The 18,075-nt window shown below is 62.6% G+C and carries 13 protein-coding genes, 1 tRNA gene and 1 other RNA gene; 4 read left to right on the forward strand and 11 right to left on the reverse strand.

The window, feature by feature from the left end; all coding sequences use genetic code 11:
• Positions 1-72: 72 nt before the first annotated feature.
• Entirely contained in the window at positions 73-936 is an 864-nt protein-coding gene (locus OU800_RS05650; protein WP_268181862.1) for an SDR family oxidoreductase, read from the reverse strand.
• Positions 937-948: 12 nt separating this feature from the next.
• Positions 949-2,337, reverse strand: a complete 1,389-nt coding sequence (locus OU800_RS05655; RefSeq protein ID WP_268181863.1) for a flavin-containing monooxygenase — start codon at positions 2,335-2,337, stop codon at positions 949-951.
• Positions 2,338-2,490: 153 nt separating this feature from the next.
• Between OU800_RS05655 and OU800_RS05660 the strand changes: the two genes are divergently transcribed.
• Entirely contained in the window at positions 2,491-3,540 is a 1,050-nt protein-coding gene (locus OU800_RS05660; RefSeq protein ID WP_268181865.1) for an AraC family transcriptional regulator, read from the forward strand.
• Positions 3,461-4,129: a tyrosine-type recombinase/integrase gene (locus tag OU800_RS05665; RefSeq protein WP_268181867.1), complete on the forward strand. Its 669-nt coding sequence runs from the start codon at positions 3,461-3,463 to the stop codon at positions 4,127-4,129. Before OU800_RS05660 ends, OU800_RS05665 begins: the two co-directional genes overlap by 80 nt.
• Here the strand turns inward: OU800_RS05665 and OU800_RS05670 are convergent.
• The gene (locus OU800_RS05670; protein ID WP_268181869.1) at positions 4,104-4,679 is read right to left on the reverse strand and encodes a hypothetical protein; all 576 of its coding nucleotides are present in this window, start codon (positions 4,677-4,679) and stop codon (positions 4,104-4,106) included. The genes OU800_RS05665 and OU800_RS05670 overlap by 26 nt on opposite strands.
• Before the next feature lie 150 nt (positions 4,680-4,829).
• Positions 4,830-5,221: a transfer-messenger RNA gene (gene ssrA, locus OU800_RS05675) on the reverse strand.
• Between the two features lie 127 nt (positions 5,222-5,348).
• Between ssrA and OU800_RS05680 the strand changes: the two genes are divergently transcribed.
• Positions 5,349-8,261 carry a hybrid sensor histidine kinase/response regulator gene (locus OU800_RS05680; protein WP_268181871.1) on the forward strand — a complete coding sequence of 971 codons (2,913 nt, stop codon included), beginning with the start codon at positions 5,349-5,351 and terminating at the stop codon, positions 8,259-8,261.
• Positions 8,262-8,272: 11 nt separating this feature from the next.
• On the opposite strand, the gene rtcA is transcribed toward OU800_RS05680, so the two are convergent.
• The 6 genes from rtcA to OU800_RS05710 all read right to left on the reverse strand — a co-directional run bounded on the left by rtcA (position 8,273) and on the right by OU800_RS05710 (position 14,259).
• A complete protein-coding gene (gene rtcA / locus OU800_RS05685) occupies positions 8,273-9,298 on the reverse strand; it encodes an RNA 3'-terminal phosphate cyclase (RefSeq protein WP_268181873.1) in 1,026 nt (341 codons plus the stop codon).
• Between the two features lie 120 nt (positions 9,299-9,418).
• Positions 9,419-10,207 carry a nucleotidyltransferase domain-containing protein gene (locus OU800_RS05690; RefSeq protein WP_268181875.1) on the reverse strand — a complete coding sequence of 263 codons (789 nt, stop codon included), beginning with the start codon at positions 10,205-10,207 and terminating at the stop codon, positions 9,419-9,421.
• A gap of 15 nt (positions 10,208-10,222) precedes the next feature.
• Positions 10,223-10,801 (reverse strand): hypothetical protein, encoded by a 579-nt coding sequence (locus OU800_RS05695; RefSeq protein WP_268181877.1) that lies wholly within the window; start codon positions 10,799-10,801, stop codon positions 10,223-10,225.
• A 9-nt stretch (positions 10,802-10,810) separates the two neighbouring features.
• The gene (locus OU800_RS05700) at positions 10,811-12,037 is read right to left on the reverse strand and encodes an RtcB family protein (protein ID WP_268184208.1); all 1,227 of its coding nucleotides are present in this window, start codon (positions 12,035-12,037) and stop codon (positions 10,811-10,813) included.
• A 383-nt stretch (positions 12,038-12,420) separates the two neighbouring features.
• Positions 12,421-12,479 (reverse strand) — tRNA-OTHER (locus OU800_RS05705).
• A gap of 229 nt (positions 12,480-12,708) precedes the next feature.
• Entirely contained in the window at positions 12,709-14,259 is a 1,551-nt protein-coding gene (locus tag OU800_RS05710) for a TROVE domain-containing protein (RefSeq protein WP_268181879.1), read from the reverse strand.
• 227 nt (positions 14,260-14,486) lie between these two features.
• Here OU800_RS05710 and rtcR point away from each other — a divergent pair, with 227 nt between their 5' ends.
• On the forward strand, positions 14,487-16,088 hold the full coding sequence (gene rtcR, locus OU800_RS05715) for an RNA repair transcriptional activator RtcR (RefSeq protein ID WP_268181881.1): 1,602 nt from the start codon (positions 14,487-14,489) through the stop codon (positions 16,086-16,088).
• On the opposite strand, the gene OU800_RS05720 is transcribed toward rtcR, so the two are convergent.
• Positions 16,082-17,914, reverse strand: a complete 1,833-nt coding sequence (locus tag OU800_RS05720) for an Lnb N-terminal periplasmic domain-containing protein (RefSeq protein ID WP_268181883.1) — start codon at positions 17,912-17,914, stop codon at positions 16,082-16,084. The two genes, rtcR and OU800_RS05720, sit on opposite strands and share 7 nt — an antisense overlap.
• Between the last annotated feature and the right edge of the window lie 161 nt (positions 17,915-18,075).

An 18,075-nucleotide genomic window follows, 5' to 3' on the forward strand; every position in this document is an offset into this window, starting at 1 on the left:
CGTCTTCGACTGGCCGACAGCGGGCTGTAGAGGCCGAAGCAGGTAAACACCATCCCTGGCAAAACCCAGGCGTCAGTCGATGGCCTCGCCGATAAGCTGCCACTTGCCGTCCTTGCGCTCTGCCAGGCCGCGCGCCTCCAGGCCTTGCAGATAGCGCTGCAGACCACGCTCGCCACGGCTCTGAAACAACGGCAGCAGGCGCGGCAGCAGGTTGGGGAAGAGCATCACCAGCTTGGTCAGCCACAGTTCGCTGCGTTTCGGCGCACTCTCCAGGCTCGGCTTGTCGAGCATGCGCAGGATGTTGCTGGCCACCGCTTGCGGCGCTTGCGGCGGATCCATGAACTGCAGGGCATTGCCACCATCGATGGCTTCCTGGCGCAGCATGGGCGTGTCGGTGGCCGAGGGCAGCACGCAGCACACCTTGATGCCACGCGGCGCCAGCTCCAGGGCCAACGACAGCATGGCGCCACGCAGGCCGAACTTGCTGGCACTGTAGATGGGACTTTCGGCGGTGGGGAAGATACCCGCGATCGACACGGTGCTGACCACCCGCGCATTGCGTGAGGCTTCCAGCAGGCCGACCGCCTGGCGCGTCAGCAGCAACGGAGCCAGCAGGTTGATCTCCAGTTCGCGGCGGATGCTGGCATGACTGCGCGTGGCGAAGGGCTCGACATGGACGATGGCGGCGTTGTTGATCAGGGCATCGAGGCGGCCGAAGCGTTCGCCGATGAAGCTGATCAACGCCTCCACCTGCTGCTCGTCGGTGAGGTCGAGGGGGAAGGGCGTGGCCCGTTCGCCAAGGCTGGCGCATAGGCTTTGCAGGCGTGCGGCATCGCGATCGGCCAGGATCAACTGCACGTCGCGCTGGATCAATTGCCGGCACAGGCACTGGCCGATGCCACCTGCCGCGCCAGTGATGAGGATGACGTCGCTCATGGGGATTCTCGCTCAGGAGGCTCGTGACAGGGTGACGGCAACATAGCCAGGTTGCTGGCGCACGGGGGCGAAGTAGCCTTCGCTCAGGTCGCTCCAGTTCATGCGGTGGCGCAGCCGCTGCATATGCTTCTTCAGCGCGTGGACTTCCAGGTACACCTCGTGGCGCTGCGATTTGACGAACTGGATGCCGCCGGACAGATCGGGCTCGTCATGCTGAATCAGCTCCTCGAACTCCCGGGCCATGAGCGGGCGCTGAAGCTGGTCGGCCAGGTAGCAGGCGATCAGATGGGCCTCGTTGTCGAACAGCTTGTAGGCGCTGGAGTTGGTTTCCAGATAACCGATGCCGAACAGGTTATGGTGCTGCCGGCTGAAGATGGAGAGGTACATCTGCGGGCGCCCGCCTTTCCACTCGAAGTAGTCGGTGGCGTAGCGGCAGCTCCATTTGTAGCCGGTGGCGTAGAGCACCAGGTCGAGGGTTTCGCGGCTGCCATCCTTGAACACCACCTGGTCGCCTTCGTAGTGGGAGACGTCCGGGCGCACCTGGATATCGCCATGCTGCAGATGATGCAGCAACTGGCTGTTGAGCAGCGGGTGGCTCTCGAACAGCTTGTGATCCGGCTTGGGCAGGCCGAAGCGGGTGAGGTTGCCGTTGACCAGGCGCAGGATGCCGCCGAACAGCAGGCGCGTCAGCCACATCGGCAACTGCGGGCCTTTCTCACCGACTTCATCCGCCGGCAGGCCGAAGATGTGCTTGGGAATGAAGTGGTAGCCCCGGCGCAGGCTGATCAAGGCCTTGTCGGCGTTGGCGGCGGCGTCGCAGGCGATGTCGGCCCCGGAGTTGCCCGCGCCGATGATCATGACCCGCTTGCCCTTGAATTCCTCGGGGCGGCGGTAGGTCACCGAGTGGCGAATCTCGCCGCTGAAATGGCCCTTGATTTCCGGCATGTTCGGATCCCAGTTGCAGCCGGTGGCGCACACCAGTGCGCGGTAGCGACGGCGTTCGCCATTGCTCAGGGTGACGATCCAGCGGCCGTCCTCATCCTTGTCCACGCGCTCCACTGCAGTGTTGAAACGCACCTTGTCGTAGAGGCCGAAGGCCAGGGCGAAGGAGCGCAGATATTCGAGGATCTGCCGGTTGCTCGGGTAGTCCGGGAAGTGCTTGGGCATGGGGTAGTCGAGAAAGCCGGAGAGGTCGCGCGAGGAGATGAAATGCGCGGACTCGTACATCGGCGTGCCGGGGTTTTCCAGATCCCACACACCGCCGAAATCGCTGTGGCGCTCGAACTGCTGGTAATCCAGGCCCTGGCGCTTCAGGGCGCGGGCCATGCACAGGCCACCGGGGCCGCCGCCGATGATGCAGACGCTGTCGCCGCAATCCACATAAGGCACGTCGTTAGGCATGATCGCCTCCGTTATTGGAATCGTGGCGCTCACGTTATCCCCAGCCAGCCGCCTTGATCAGGTCGCTGACGGACAGCAAAGGGGGCCAGAACGGACAGCCTGATTGTCGTTTATCATCGGCCAGTCGCTCGACGTCACGAGGAACACATCGCCATGAAAGATATCGCCGATCCGCGCTTTTCCAACGCCTCGGCGCCCGCTCATGTCTCGCGCGCCTTGCTGCGCGTCGTGGCCGAACGCCAGGGCAACGCCGAGCGGGTTTGCCTGGGGCTGGGCTTCACCCCGACCGACCTGGCCAGGCCTGGCTTTCGTTTGTCGCATCGGCAGAGCTACCTGCTGGTGCGGCGGGTGATCGAGCAGGTCGGCGATAACGGCCTGGGCCTGCTCGTCGGTGGGCGGCAGAGCGCGGTATCCCTCGGTCTGGTCGGCCTTGGCATGCAGGCCTGCGCGACCCTTGGCGAGGCGCTGGAGCTGGGCCTGCAGTTCCAACGGCATGCCGGAGCGATGCTCGGCCATGATCTGGAGATCCAGGGCGACAGCGCACGCTTGCTGCTGACCCCGTTGTTCTACGAGCCGGACGTGCAGGCCTTCTACATGGAGGAAGCCTTCTCCAGCTCGCTCAGCATCGTGCGCCACCTCAGCGCTGCTCGGCTGAGGCCACGCCTGCTATGCCTGGACTACCCGCGTCCTGCCCATGCGGATCTGTACGAGGCGCTGTTCGAGTGCCCGGTGCGCTTTGGTGAGCAGATCAACGCCATCGAGTTCGATTCCGCCTGGCTGGACATGCCGCTGGCGACGCGGGACGACGCCGTGGCGGCCGAAGTGGTCGAACTGCTCAAGGAAGCACGCTGGCTTGATCAGGAGCGCTCGGAACTGATCGAAGGGCTGCAACGCGAAGTGCGCAAGCAACTGGACGCGCCGCCTTCCTTGGCGCAACTGGCGCGCCAGCTCAACATCAGCGAACGCACCTTGCGTCGGCGCATCGAGTCGGCGGGTTTGAGCTACCAGGGCATCATCGACGAAAGCCGCCGCGCCCGTGCTCTGGTTCTGCTCGGGCGTGATGATCTGTCCCTCGCCGAAGTGGCGGTGCAGACCGGCTTCAGCGACGTACGCAACTTCCGCCGTGCCTTCAAACGCTGGACCGGCCTGGCCCCACGCGAGGCGCGCAAGGGCTTGCTGCAGCAATTGGGGGAGATGGGGTAGGGCTTTCGGATATAGCTGCAAAGCAGTTGGTGGCAGTGCGCTCAAGGTTCAGGAGCGTGAGCTGTCCTGGCTGACCACCGAACAGATTGTCGAGCTGCTGGAAGAAATCTGGCGCGGCTGTGGCAACCCATACGTCGAGATAATCGCCCTGACCTGTCTGGCCACCGATGCTCGATGGTCAGAGGCGGAGAAGCTGAAACCGACCGGCCTGCGCAATGGCGTGATCACCTTCAGCGGAACCAAGAACGGTAAGGTTCGTTCGGTGCCGATCACTGCAGAGCTTGAAGCCAAGATCGTCAAGCACTGGAAGCAACACGGCCAGCCAAACTCGGCCATCATCCCGATCCGCCGCGCTCTGGCCAGGACGACCATCCGCCTACCAAAAGGCCAGGCCTCCCACGCCCTCCGCCACACTTTCGCCAGCCACTTCATGCAGAAGGGTGGGAACATCCTCACGCTACAGAAAATCCTGGGCCACTCCAGCTTGGCTATAACCATGCGTTATGCTCACCTTGCACCGGAGCATTTGGCCGAGGCGGTGAGGCTGAATCCGTTGGCTTCTGTCAGAGGATACGCTTTGGAGTCCTGAGCATATCGAAGGTTACTGGGTTGCCATCCAGATCGCTCACGCTCAACGTTATCCGATTGGGTTCGATCAAGTGCACTTGGAAGTGCTCAGGCGTGCCCTGGGGGATTTCTGCGAACTTCGGCGGTTCTCCCATCAGCTTGGTGTACTGGGCGCCGCTGACCTTTAGTTTGTCAGTCTCAACCATCTCCAGAGCGCTTTTTGAATCGCTCAGCTTGATGATTACTCGCTCATCGTTCCCGTCCCATTCTCCAGCGCTTGAGATTCTGTAGATGACCTGGCTTTTCACGTCAGGCAGCTTCACAGTCATTAGCCCGCTGTACCGAAACGTGCCGTTTTCTAGGTACTCCATTACCCCACGAATGTTCACTCTGCCTGGACCATTGGGGTATTCGTATTCGCTCAACCAGCGCCCATAGAATGCGGGGTTGTTCGTTTTCTCTGTCAGCCATGGGTGGAACTGCCAGTAGAATGTGATCGCTGCCGCTATCCCGCTGATCACAACGAGAGCTGTCTTCACGTGAGGCGCCAGTTGGCTGAGTTGGAGAGTCATGAACAAGTCCTTTTGAGTCCTGGGTGTGATGTTCCTGAGCATTGAGCAGGAATTGTGGCTCTTGTGACACTTTCGGGACATTCGCTGCCCCTGAAAAAACAAAACCCCTGAAATTCTCTAGGAAAATCAGGGGCTTATGCTTTCTTTAATTGGTGGAGCCGGGGGGATTTGAACCCCCGTCCGCCAGTTCTCCACTGTTGGTACTACATGCTTAGCCGTGTCTATTGAGTTAACCCTCAGCCGCCCGACGGGCAGGGTGCATTGGGCGAGTTGTGTAAGTTTTAGCCACTTCGTCCACAACGTACTACGCGGCGATCCTGTTCTGCATGACAATCACTTCGGGTTTACAGGCATCCCCTAGTGATCGCTGGAGCCGAAGCTACCAGAAGGACTAGTCGCGCCGCTTACGCAGCGAGAGCGTAGCCCTCGTAGTTTTCGTCATTGGCAACTATAGAAAGTTGCAACAGTTGATTTACGACTTCTGTTACCAAGTCGGCATGCACCTCGAGCTTCGCTACCGGCGTCGAATCCTAATCGGCCCCAAAGCTTTGCGGTTACAGATGTGACGAGAGTGTACGGCAAAGGTTCCATCGCGTCGACTGCGTATTCGGTTCAGGCCGGCTATGATGGCCCTCTGTGCCCCAAGTGGGCCAATCGAGGAATTGTCTCATGCCGAGTAGCGGTTACCCTCTGCGTCGATGGATTTGGCGGGCGTTCGTGCAGAGCGCGCTGATTCCGCTGATTCTGGTGGAGTCGGTGTTGATCGCGGTCTATCTGCTGAGCAACCAGGCGATTCGTGACGAGCAGATCGCCCATCTGCAAGAAGCGGCGGTACGTGACCTGACCTCCGCGGCGCAGCGCGAGGCACAGGTCATCGATGCTCGCCTGCGTTCGGTGGAGGTGCAGGTACCGGTGTTCCGCGACGCTGTGCTGCGGGCTTTGCTCGACAAGGGGTTCAAGCCCGACGACACCGAGCGCCAGCGTCATGCAGTGACGTCCAGTGGTGTGTTCTATACCCGTAGCGACGATGGCCGCGCCGCTTCCTTCTATGCCAACAGCACGCCCTTGGCCCAGCAGGATCATGACAAGGCGTTGCGCCTGTCGCAGGTCGATCCGCTGATGCGTTCGATCCACCAGGCCAACCCCATGGTGGCGGGGCTCTACTTCAACAGTTGGGACAGCTACAACCGCATCTACCCCTGGTTCGACACACCCGCCCAGTATCCCCATGACATGGTGATACCGGATTACAACTTCTATTACCTGGCCGATGCTCAGCACAATCCGCTGCGCGAGGTGGTCTGGACCGAGGTCTACCTCGACCCGGCAGGTCAGGGCTGGATGATTTCGGCCATCGCGCCGGTCTACCGTGACGATTTCCTCGAAGGCGTGGTCGGCTTCGACATCACCATCGACCAGATGCTGGGCGAGATCGAGGAGCTGAACGTGCCTTGGCATGGCTATGCCATGCTGGTCAGCCCGGACAATCGCATCATGGCGCTGCCCAGGGCGGGTGAGCAGGATTTCGCTCTGCGTGAGCTGACCCACTACTCCTACGACGAGGCGGTGCGCCGCGAAGTGCTCAAACCCGAGGACTTCAACCTGAGCAAGCACAACGGCATGGCGCCGTTGATAGCAGCCATGCAGGCGGCCACCAACGATGTGCAGGAGGTCGTGCTCGGTGGGCGTCAGCAACTGGTGGCCTGGAGCGAGATTCCGCAAACCGGCTGGCGTTTGATGCTGGTGGTCGACGAAGCGCAGATCTTCGAGGAAACCAATCTGCTGGCCGAGCATTATCTGCAGATCGGTTATCTGCTGATTGCCGGGCTGTTGTTCTTCTACCTGTTGTTCTTCGCGGGTATGTGGCTGCGTTCGCGCCAGCTCAGTGCTCAACTGGCGCGTCCGATCGATGGAGTCGTCGAGATGGCCGGCAGCCTCGGTCAGGGCGACTACCAGCCGACGGTACCGCAAACCCCGATACGCGAGGTCAGCCGTCTGGCAGCGGCGATGCAGCGTGCCGGTCTGCAACTGCAGGCCAGCGAGCGCAAGCGCCAGGAGACCCACGAGCTGCTGCAACTGGTGATCGACAGCACCACCGAAAGCCTCTGGCAGATCGACGTGTGCAGCCAGACCATCGAGCTGAGCGAGCGTTTCGTCGAGCGTTTTGGCCTCGGGGCTCGTCAATTGACCCTGAGCGAGTTCAACCGCCGGGTACACCCGGACGATCTCGAGCGCCTGCGCCATTTACGCCTGCTGTTCGCCGAGCAGGGCGAGGAGTACTTCGATGCCGAGTACCGCTACCTCGACCGCCACGGCGAGTACGCCTGGCTACTCAGCCGTGGGCGATTGCTGGCGCGCAACGAAAGTGGCTGGCCGCAGCGCATTGCCGGCACCCATGTGGATATCACCCGCCTCAAGCAGGTGCAGGAAGAACTACGCCGGGCCAGCCTCGAGGCCCATTCCGCCAGCCAGGCCAAGAGCCGATTCCTGTCGAGCATGAGCCATGAGCTGCGCACGCCACTCAACGCCATTCATGGTTTCGCCCAGTTGATCGAGATCGAGACACAGGACAAACCCGATGCAGCGCAGGAGGCCGATTATGCCCACGAGATCGTCAATGCCAGCCGCCACCTGACCTCGCTGGTGGACGACATCCTCGATCTCTCCAGCATCGAGAGTCGGCGTCAGCAACTGCAGTTGCAGCCCATCGAGATCACCACCTTGCTCAATGGCTGTGCCGAGCTGGTGCAGCCGGAGGTGCAGCAGAGGCAGTTACAGCTCCAAGTGATGGCGCCGGACGAGCCTTCGCTCTACGTGCAGGGCGATCCGCGCCGAGTGCGGCAGATCCTGCTCAACCTGCTGTCCAACGCCATCAAGTACAACAGCCCGCAAGGCATGATCCGTATGGGCTACGAGGTGCGTGCCGCATGCGTGCGTCTATGGGTCGAGGACACCGGGCCGGGCTTGTCCGACGAGCAACTGGAGCAACTGTTCCAGCCCTTTCAGCGTCTTGGCCGGGAAAGCTCGAACATCCCCGGTAGTGGCATCGGCCTGGTGCTCTGCCGTGAGCTGGCCAGCCTGATGCAGGGTGAAGTCGGGGTGCAGAGTGAGGTGGGGATAGGCAGTCGCTTCTGGCTCGATCTACCCAGCGCGGCGCGGCCCGATGAACCCATGCTGGGAGAGAAACTGCAGCCGGCACGCTTTGCGCCCAGCTTGGTGCAGGTGCTCTGCGTCGAAGATCACCCGGCCTGTCAGCGCATATTGCAGGAGGCATTGCGCGAGTTCGCCGAAGTGCGTGGCGTGAGCTCGCGGCAGAGTGCTCTGGCTGAGCTGCAGGGCAGCGTGCCGGCACTGGTGCTGCTGGACATCGATCTGCCCGATGGCAGCGGGCTGGAGGTGCTCGACGCGATGCGCGCCGAACCGCGCCTGCGCGAGGTGCCGGTCATGGTGATCAGCGCGGTGGCCGATACTCGGCTGTTCGAGGACGCGATGGCGCGTGGCGCTTCGCTCTGCCTGAGCAAACCCGTGGATTTGCAGGCCGTGCGCCAGGCAGCTCTGGGGTTGATCTACAGCGGCTATTGAGCCGCCTTAGATCAGCGCTGCTGCAGACTGATGTGCAGGTTGCCCGTTGCTCCCTGTTCAGCATGGATCGCCACATCCAGAAAGCGTTCGATCACCCGCATGTTGCTGCTCAGGTGCTCGCTCATGCGTGGCGTGCTGAAGCTGCCACTGCCGGCCATGGCCAGTGGCAGCAGCAGTTGGTCGGCCAGGTGCTCGGCCACGGCCGCGCCGCTGTGCAGCCATTCCCGTACCTGATCCACGGCCTGATCGGCGACCTGCTCGGCGCGCACGCGGCTCTGGCCGAAGCTGCTGAATACCTCGGTGAGGTGCTCGCAGGCGATCTCCAACAGCAACACGTTGCCCGGGCCGATCTGCTTGTCCAGCCAGACACCTCGTAGCGCCTGTTCCGGCCACTTCAGGCGTTTGCCGACACGTTCCAGCTCGCGTTCTGCCACATGGCCAGGTACGTCGGCCACCAGGGCGGTGGCCTGTTGGCCGTGAATGGTGCCTGGGGCCTGCAGATGCAAGGGGCTCAGTTGCGAGGGCACGACCCGCAGGACGATGGCTCCGCCGCCGGCTGGCGCGAAGCCATGGCGTAGCAGTTCGATATGCACTTGCGCGCCCATGCGCTTCAACAAGGGCAGCCAGGCGCGTTCGAGAAACTCGAAAGGAGGCGCCATCGGGTTGTGGGTACCGCCGCTGATATGCACCTGGCTGGGCTGATCGGCTCGCAGCAGGGCTGGTAGCAACGTTTGCAGCACCAGGCTGCAACTGCCTGCCGTACCGATGGCGAAGTCATGGTTGCCGCCCCGAATCGCCCCAGGGGCGAAGCTCAGGCTTTGCGCACCGAGCTGTGCGCCTTCGACCTGAGCCGAGCTGATCTGCGCTGCGGCCATTACGGCCGTGAGGTGCTGGCGCAGCAAACCTGGACGGCTGCGTTTGGCGCGGATGTTGTGAATGCGAAACGGCTTGCCAGTGATCATCGACAGGCTTAGCGCGCTGCGCAGTATCTGGCCACCGCCGATGGCGCCGTCCAGTTCGATAAGATCCTTGTTCATCGTGTGAATCCTTGATCCTTCCCGCGCTCCGCGTGGGAATGCTCCTCGGTTGGTGGCCTGGGTTGAGCAGGTGAAGATCACCCTGGGTATCGCTGTGCTCGACCCAGGTTACGGGGCGCCTCAAGCGTAACCTTTGACCATCTCGCGCAGGTAGGCGTCGAGCAGGCCGTTGTCCGCTCGCGTGCGCGGCAGGCTCGGCACCGGCCGCTCCAACTGCGCCTCGATAAACGCGTGCAGGGCTGGGCGGCGCGGGCTGTAGGCAGACTCGTCGGCGCTGCGCTTGAGGGCCAGCAGCTCGTTCACTTCGGCCAGCAGCGCTGGGGCATCCACCGTCTGTAACAGCTCGGCGAAGGTCATCGGAGGCCGGCCACGGCCCTGGTCGATCCACAGCACGGCGAGCAGCGGGCGCAGTACGTAGAAGTACTTCTTGAAGCGCACCGTCTCGCCTTGCAGGTAGCCGCGAAAGTTCTTTTTGGCCATCGACAGGTAGTGGTTGCGTGCTGCCGGCGGGCTGTAGAACAGCTCGGCCAGTTCGCGCAGGCGCGCCGTCGCCTCATCCTCCTGGCGGTACACCAGGGGCGAGTCGAGCCACTCCAGTAGCGTCGGGTTGGATTTGCGCAACAGCCCGAGGGTCTTGCGCAGCTCCCAGCCGCTGACGTCCAGCTCGTCGTCCAGCGGTCGCTCGATCACGTCGCGCGGTGTGTCGACCTGGACGAACCAGTCGGGCTTTTCCACATAAACGAAGCGCACGTCGTAGTCGCTATTGGTCGAAGCGAAGCCCCAGGCGCGGCTGCCCGACTCGCAGGCATAGAGCACCTTGACGTTGTGCTCGCGCTCGACTCGTTCCAGTTCCGTCAGTACCCGCGCGCGCATAGCGTCGCTGAGCGGGTGGCGTTGTTGCATGTCCATGTTTTTTATCCTTGTTCAGTCTGTCGCGCTGGCGGCCAGAGCAGACAATGTCCGGCGACGTGGGTTGTACAGGGTGAGGCACCAGATGCCCCACCATTCCTTGCCGTCCTCGAAGTAGTCGCTCCACGTGCTGCGCTGCGGCTCTGCGTCTGCATTGCCGACCCAGTCGAGCACCTGCATGCCTTCTTCCGGATACAGCCGTAGCATTTGCAGCCATTCGCGAAAATCCGCCACTTGCAATTGGGTGCCGTAGGGCGGGTCGCGGAAGGCGCGGCACAGCAGGCCTTCCTCGCTGGATAGCTCCCGAATGGCACCGGTCGTGAGCGGCTGAGAGCTTGCTTTAGTCAGGTCGGTAGTCCATTCGGGCCAGTGGCAGTTTGCATGGCGGGCATCCTGGGCAATCACCTTCTGCTGCCAGATTCGTGCGTGCTCTTGAATGCTTTCAAACAGCAACTCCAAGGCCTGCCGATGTTCTGCCTCTCCAGGCATGGTGCTCGGGTCGAGCGTCATCACCACGAAGTCGAACACGCAGCCCGCCGCTTCCAGGCGGGTGCGCAGTTCGTCGAGTCGTTGGCTTTGCATGGGTTGCAGCATGGCTTCCCCTCATCCTTTCACGCACACCACCTGACGCAGGGTGTGCATCACTTCCACCAGCTCGCGCTGGGCGTCCATGACCTGGTCGATGTCCTTGTAGGCCATCGGGATTTCGTCGATCACGTCGGCGTCCTTGCGGCATTCGACGTGGGCGGTGGCCTTGATCTGGTCGTCCACGGTGAACAGCTTCTTGGCCTTGGTGCGACTCATGGTGCGCCCGGCGCCGTGGCTGCAGGAGCAGAACGCTTCCTCGTTACCCAGGCCGCGCACGATATAGCTCTTGGCGCCCATGGAGCCGGGGATGATGCCCAGCTCGCCCTTCTTCGCCGACACCGCACCTTTACGGGTTACCAGCACCTCTTCACCGAAGTGGCGCTCCTTCTGCACGTAGTTGTGGTGGCAGTTCACTGCCTCCAGGGCAACCTCGAACGGCTTGGCGATCACCCCGCGCGCTGCTGCGATCACCGCGTGCATCATCAGCGCGCGGTTCTGCTTGGCGAAATCCTGCGCCCAGCCCACCGCTTCCACGTAGTCGGCGAAGTGCTGGCTGCCTTCCTCGAAGTAGGCCAGGTCGCGGTGCGGCAGATTGGCGATATGTTGGCGCATATCGGCCTGGGCCAGTTCGATGAACAGGTTGCCGATGGCGTTACCCACACCGCGTGATCCGCTGTGCAGCATGAACCAGACACGGTTCGCTTCGTCCAGGCACACCTCGATGAAGTGGTTGCCTGTTCCCAGGGTTCCCAGGTGCTTGCGATTGTTGGTCTTCTCCAGTCGCGGGTACTTGTCGGTGATCGCCTTGAAGCGGTCACTCAGCGCCGACCAGGCATGGTCAGCCTGCTCCGGCACGTTTTCCCAGGCGCCACGGTCGCGGCCACCGCGAGTGGTGCTGCGCCCATGGGGCACGGCTTTCTCGATGGCGGCGCGCAGTCCTGCCAGGTTATCCGGTAGGTCGTGGGCCATCAGCGAGGTACGCGCGGCGATCATGCCGCAACCGATATCCACCCCGACCGCTGCCGGGATGATCGCGCCCACCGTGGGAATCACGCTGCCGATGGTCGAACCCTTACCCAGGTGCACGTCCGGCATCACCGCCAGGTGCTTGAAGATGAAGGGCATCTTCGCGGTGTTCATCAACTGCTGCTTGGCGTCTTCCTCGACCGGAACGCCTTGCGTCCACAGCTTGATAGGCTTGCCGTTGGCGACTTCCAGCAGGTTGTAGGTCTTGGTTTGCATCATCATTCACTCGTATTCGGGCTGGCCGAACCAGCGGTTTCGTGCGGCGACAATCTGTGGTGAAACATGCGCGATGCTCTATCCAGTTGAGCTACCCGTTGCCGGGGCGGGAGTTGAACCCGCAACCTTCACGTCCTGTAGTTCCACCGGCATTCGCCGGGTCAATCGAAAAAGTGGAGGCAGGCCTCCGTGCAGCGACGAGGTGATGGGCACATTTGCTCTACCGACTGAGCTACAGCCTTGCGGCTGGCGGGACTCGAACCCGCGACCCAATGTGGTACCCGTGGCATTCGCTGCCGGCCCACCGTGGCGGGCCAAAAAAGATGCGACGACAAAGAGTGGTGAAACTCGCGCTCTGCCATTGAGCTACGGCCCCCCAGTGATGGAGCCGACGGGATTTGAACCCGCAACCTCGATCTTAAAAGGATGTAGTTCCACCGGCATTCGTCGCAAAACTCTGAATCAGGTGGCACGACAAGAGAAGTGACTGTTCCGTGTTGCCACGGGCCGGTATCGAAACCGGCTAGATCCATGTACAGCCACTGGCATTCGTGCCTTCGCGCGCAGTCGACAAGTTCGTGATGAGACGTCTTGGATGTAGTCCCATCGGCATTCGAGTGCGCTCGAAATCGTTGATCCGTGCGCCCAGCCCTCATTGGCCAGGCGCGTTTTCATATCTCCATCTTCTCGATGGCGTCGACCCAGTGACCGGCGCCGAAGCGGCCGCTGGCAAACTGCGCCAGCACATCGAACACCGCGTCGCTGAAGCCGCCGACATTCAGGATGTCCGCACGGTCCGGCGCTTGTGTGGTGCCGTAGGGTTGCAGGTCGATGCAGATCAGCCGCGCTTGCGGGTTGATGTGCTTGATCCGCTCCCACTGCCGCAGGGTTTCGCTGGCACCGTGGCGGCGGGCGTCGATCCAGGATTCGTTATCGGAAACCAGAATCAGCGTGTCCACCTTGGCCTTGGCGTCCGCTAACTGCTTGAGCGGGGCCGAGCAACTGGTGCCGCCGCCACCCACTGCTGCCAGCCGCGAAGCATTGCTCATCACGCTGTCACGCGGGTTGAGCGCCACCTTCACCACCTTGTTCTCGAACGGCAGCACCTGAGCACGCGGTTGCTTGCGCAGGATGGCCGCCGCCACCAGCGTCGCCACATCGATGCAGCGCACTGCCGTGGTCGCACCCTGGCGGTAACCGGTCACCGGGCTGTGCATCGAGCCGGACACGTCAGGGCACACCACCACATTACCGCTGAGCGCTGGCACATTGGTCAGCGACAGCTCCAGGGCGTCCTGCAGCGCTTCGCGCACCACCATTGGCACGCTCTCGCCAGCCATGCGGTAGACCGACAGCAACTGGTAGGGGTAAACCCGTGCCTTGGCTATCGCCGCGCCATCGGCCAGACGCTGCGCGACCTGCTCTGCGCAGCCGGCGACCTCGAATGCGCCGTGGCGCAGCAAGGTGTTGAGGTTCATGCGCAGCGCCTGCCAGCCCATGCGACCCGCCAGCTCCGCCCATTGCGCAGCGCTCAGCGTCTCGTTGCCGAGCAACTGGAACGGCACGTCCGGCAGCTCGCTGCTGGCACCGCTGCGAAACGCCAGCAGGGCGCGGGTCAGCGGCGGCAGGGCGGCGGCATCGGCCGGCTTGCCGATCAGCCAGGCGAAGAAGGCTTCGCGCCAGGCCTCGTTCGGCTTGGGGTGAGCCATCTTCACCACATCCGCCAGCGACGGCTGGTTGCCTATCGCAGCCTGCAGCAGTTGACGCTCGCTGGCGCTGTTCAGCCAGTTCTGCACCAGGCGCTTGGGCTGCGAGCCGAGCGATTTGCGACCGATCACACCGCTGCGCAGGATCTGCACGAAGGTGCGCAGCATCTTGCCGTTATCCACCACTTCGGCAAACAACGTCGGTACCAGACTCGAACGCTGCGCGGCCAGGGCTGCCAGCAACAGGGCCGGCATGTCCTTCATGTGGCCTTTCTTGCGGGCATATACCGCGGCCTTGGCCACGTAGCGGGCGTCCAGTTCGGCGACCAGCTTCAGCACCTCGGCCAACTGGGTTTCAGCATCGGCGTAGTAGGTGTTGTTCAGGCAACCGGTCACGGCCAACTGAGCCAGCTTGTGCTTGGGCTTGTAGGCATAGGCCGGCGCTTGCTGGTTGTTCAGCGTGTCGCTGGCCGGTAGCTGGGCTTCGCGGGTATTGAACAGTTTGAAGTTGGCCATCTTGGCATCTCGCTGTGTTGTCCGTCGTTGCCAGAACTACTGCAGCGGCTGTGCCAGCTTTCTGTTTTTGAGTGATATTTTTTATAAATATATGATTTATATTGGATTTATTTCTAATCGTGGTTCTCTTTCATACTTTCTAAAAAAGTAGGGTTAGACTTTTATTATCTGTTTGGATCGTGATTTATCTTTATGGATAATGTGCGTCCTGCTCAGGAGGATCGTACATGGCCCGCAAACGCACCGTCGCCATCGGTTTCATCGGCACCACCCTGGATCGGGTTGGCAAGGGCGCCAATCGCTGGAACAAATGGCGGCCCAGCATCGGCCTGTGCCAGCAGCAGGATTTGCTGATCGATCGTCTGGAGCTGATCCACGGCACCGACGGCCGTGACATCAGCCTGGCCGAACGCATCCGTGCCGATATCGAGCAGATTTCCCCGGAAACCGAGGTGCGCTTGCAGCAGATGCAACTGCGCAACCCCTGGGATTTCGAGGAGGTCTACGGTGCCCTGCATGACTTCACCAGTGGTTACGCCTTCGATACCGAACACGAGGACTACTTGGTGCACATCACCACCGGTACCCACGTGGCGCAGATCTGCTGGTTCCTGCTCACCGAGGCACGTTACCTGCCCGCGCGGCTGATACAGACTTCACCCACGCGCAGGCGCGCCGAGGTGGATCCGGTCACGGGCACCTATGCCTTGATCGACCTTGACCTGTCGCGCTACGACCGCATCGCCACCCGATTCCAGCATGAGCGGCTGGAGGGCCTGGCATTTCTCAAGTCCGGCATCGCCACGCGCAACGCGGCGTTCAACCGCTCCATCGAGCAGATCGAGCGGGTTGCCGTGCGTTCCTCCGCACCCATGTTGCTGATCGGCCCCACGGGGGCCGGCAAATCGTTCCTGGCCCGGCGCGTGTATGAGCTCAAGCGCAGTCGTCATCTGGTCGAGGGGCGTTTCGTCGAGGTCAACTGCGCCACCTTGCGTGGCGACGGCGCCATGTCGGCACTGTTCGGTCATACCAAGGGCGCTTTCACTGGCGCGCAGAATGCCCGTGACGGCCTGCTGCGCGCGGCCGATGGCGGCATGCTGTTTCTCGACGAGATCGGCGAGCTAGGCCTGGACGAGCAGGCCATGCTGCTCAAGGCCATCGAGGAAAAACGCTTCTTCCCCCTGGGGGCGGACAAGGAGGTCAGCAGCGACTTTCTGCTGGTCGCTGGTACCCACCGCGACCTGCGTGCGCGGGTGGCCGAAGGGTTGTTCCGTGAAGACCTTTACGCGCGGATCAATCTTTGGACATTCGAGCTGCCGGGCCTGGCCAGGCGGCGTGAGGACATCGAGCCGAACATCGATTTCGAGCTGGAGCGCCACGCCCGCGAGCAGGGGCGCATGGTGCGCTTCAACCTGGAGGCGCGGCGCCGCTACCTGGCCTTTGCCAGCTCCGGCGAGGCCGCCTGGCAGGGTAATTTTCGCGAGCTATCGGCCTCGATCACGCGCATGGCGACCCTGGCCGACAGCGGCCGTATCGACGAAGCCCAGGTGCAGGAAGAGATCGAACGCCTGCGTCGGGCCTGGGGGCAGGTGAACGAGGATGACGAGGTAAAGGCTCTGCTGGGCGAGGCAGCCGAAACGCTGGATCTGTTCGACCGTCTGCAATTGCAAGCGGTGCTCGCGGTGTGTCGCCAGGCCGATAGCCTGTCCGACGCCGGGCGCCGTCTGTATCAGGTATCACGCCTGTCCAAGGCGCAGCCCAACGATGCCGACCGCCTGCGCAAGTACCTGGCGCGCTTCGGTCTGGATTGGCAGGCGCTGCATCAGTAGTGATACCAGCGCAGCTCCAGTTTCACTTCGTTGACCGGGCTGGCCAGTTGGCTGAATTCGCGTTGGGCGCTCAGGCGCAGGCCGAGGTTGCGTGACACTTCCCATTGCTGGTTGAGCGACAGGCGCCGGCGTATTTCGCCGTTGTGGAAGTAGTCGCCCGCCGCCTCCAGGGTCATGTTGCCCAGCGGGTTGCGCCAGAGCAGGCCGGTGTTGAAGCCCAGGGCGGGGGAAACGACGGCGGCGAAGTCTTCGTTGTATTCCAGCCGTGCGGTGCCCATGGCGAAGCCGAGCAGGTGGTCGCTGAGTTGCCAACTGGCCCCGGCACCGCCGCTGATGTGCGCCACCAGTGGTGTTTCGCCATCCTTGCCGAGCACCCGTTCCAGGCCGCCGCCAACCTGCCAGGAGAGCGGCTGCAGCAGGGCGTTGCGCGGCGTCAGCGAGCGGATGTTGGCCAGATCCAGGCGCTGCAGTTGCCAATGGTTGTTTTCGTACTGGCGCAGCTTGATCTGGAGAATCTCGATCTGTGCGCCGAGGGGGAAGCCGTCGAGGTTGTCGTTGAGGTCGTGGTAGGCCATGCGCAGGCCGTACTCGGCGAAGGCGCGGTCGTCGCGGCTGCCGCCAGCCAGTTGCCAGGTGCGTGACTGGTGGCCTTCCTCTGGCAGTGGCGGGCGCTCTATGTCCAGTGCTGGCGGCGGGTTGCGGCTGATCGCGCCGAGCAACTGGAAGCTGCGCTGTGCGGTGACGCTGCGTTCGTTGTCGTTGGCGTGGTAGCGCACCAGGCGGAAGGCGGCGTCCTGGATCAGCGCGCGGCGCTCGCTGGGCAGGGCGGTGAACGCGGCATCGTGCAACTGCGCCGGGTCTTCGCTCAGGCGCAATACCCAGGCCTGCTCGTCGGCATCCAGCGGCTCGGCGCGGGCCATTAGTTCACGCTCGCGCGAGGGGCGGTAGTCGATGCGCTCGATCAGCCCAGCATCCTTCACCGCGCGCACGGTATCGGTGGGGATGGCGGTGAGTGGGAAGTGCTCGGTCAGCTCGATGCCGGGGCGGGCGATCTCCAGCAGCTCCAGTAGGCGGTAGGAGCAGTTCTCGTCGAAGAAGAAGTAGTCGAAGCGGATCTGCTTGAGCTCCCATACGTGCTCGACCATGCGTGCCGTCTCTTCCGGCGTCAGGTTCAGGCGGTATTCCCACAGGTCGCGGTTTTCCAGGCGGCTGTATTCGCTGAGCTTGTCATGGTAGGGCACCAGGGCGAACAGGCCCGGGTAGCCACCCATCAGGCCACGCCAGGCGTAGAGGATGCTGTTGTCGTTGCCTTCGATAAAGGCGCCGAAGTTCAGCGCGTAGCTCAGTAGCGCGGTGTTGTGGCTGTCGATATCGGGCTGGTCGATGCGCAGCAGGGTATGGCCGAACATCGACGAGGGGCTGTTCAGGTAGGCGGCCGGGAATACCAGCACCGTGCTGTGCGGGTTGATGTCGGTGATCCAGCGGCGGTATTCGGCGCAATCCGGGATCGGCAGGTCATTGAGCTGCAGTTGCGCCTTGAGCCAACGGGTACGCGCCGGGTAGATGCACTGCGGGTGGCGGTCACCCAGGTCGGCGGGTTGGTACAGCGCCTTCAGCGTGGCCTGGAGTTCGGCGGCCGGGTCATGGGCACCGTCTTCGGCGAGAAAGAAATCATCGTCGTCGACATAGCTGCGCCAGCCGCCGAGCTTGCCGGTTTCATAGTGGCCGAGGGCGATCCAGTAGGGGTCGTCGGCGAGTTGTTCCAGCGTGGCGGCGTGCAGGGGAAGGCTGAGGCTCAGGGCGAGGACGGTGACTATCCGTTTCAAGGTCGCTGTTCTTCTGTCTTGTGGCGATGGGCGAGCTTTGGCCAGTGGCGTGCCGGGTGTCAAGGCAGTGCAGCGGGGGATTTTCTGCAAGTACTGATCGGCGTCAGTCATGCACCTTGCGCGGCGCAGCACACTGGGTACCCGTTTATCCAAGGAGATCG

Origin of the sequence: Pseudomonas sp. GOM7 (assembly GCF_026723825.1) — a bacterium.
Taxonomy (GTDB): Bacteria; Pseudomonadota; Gammaproteobacteria; order Pseudomonadales; family Pseudomonadaceae; genus Aquipseudomonas.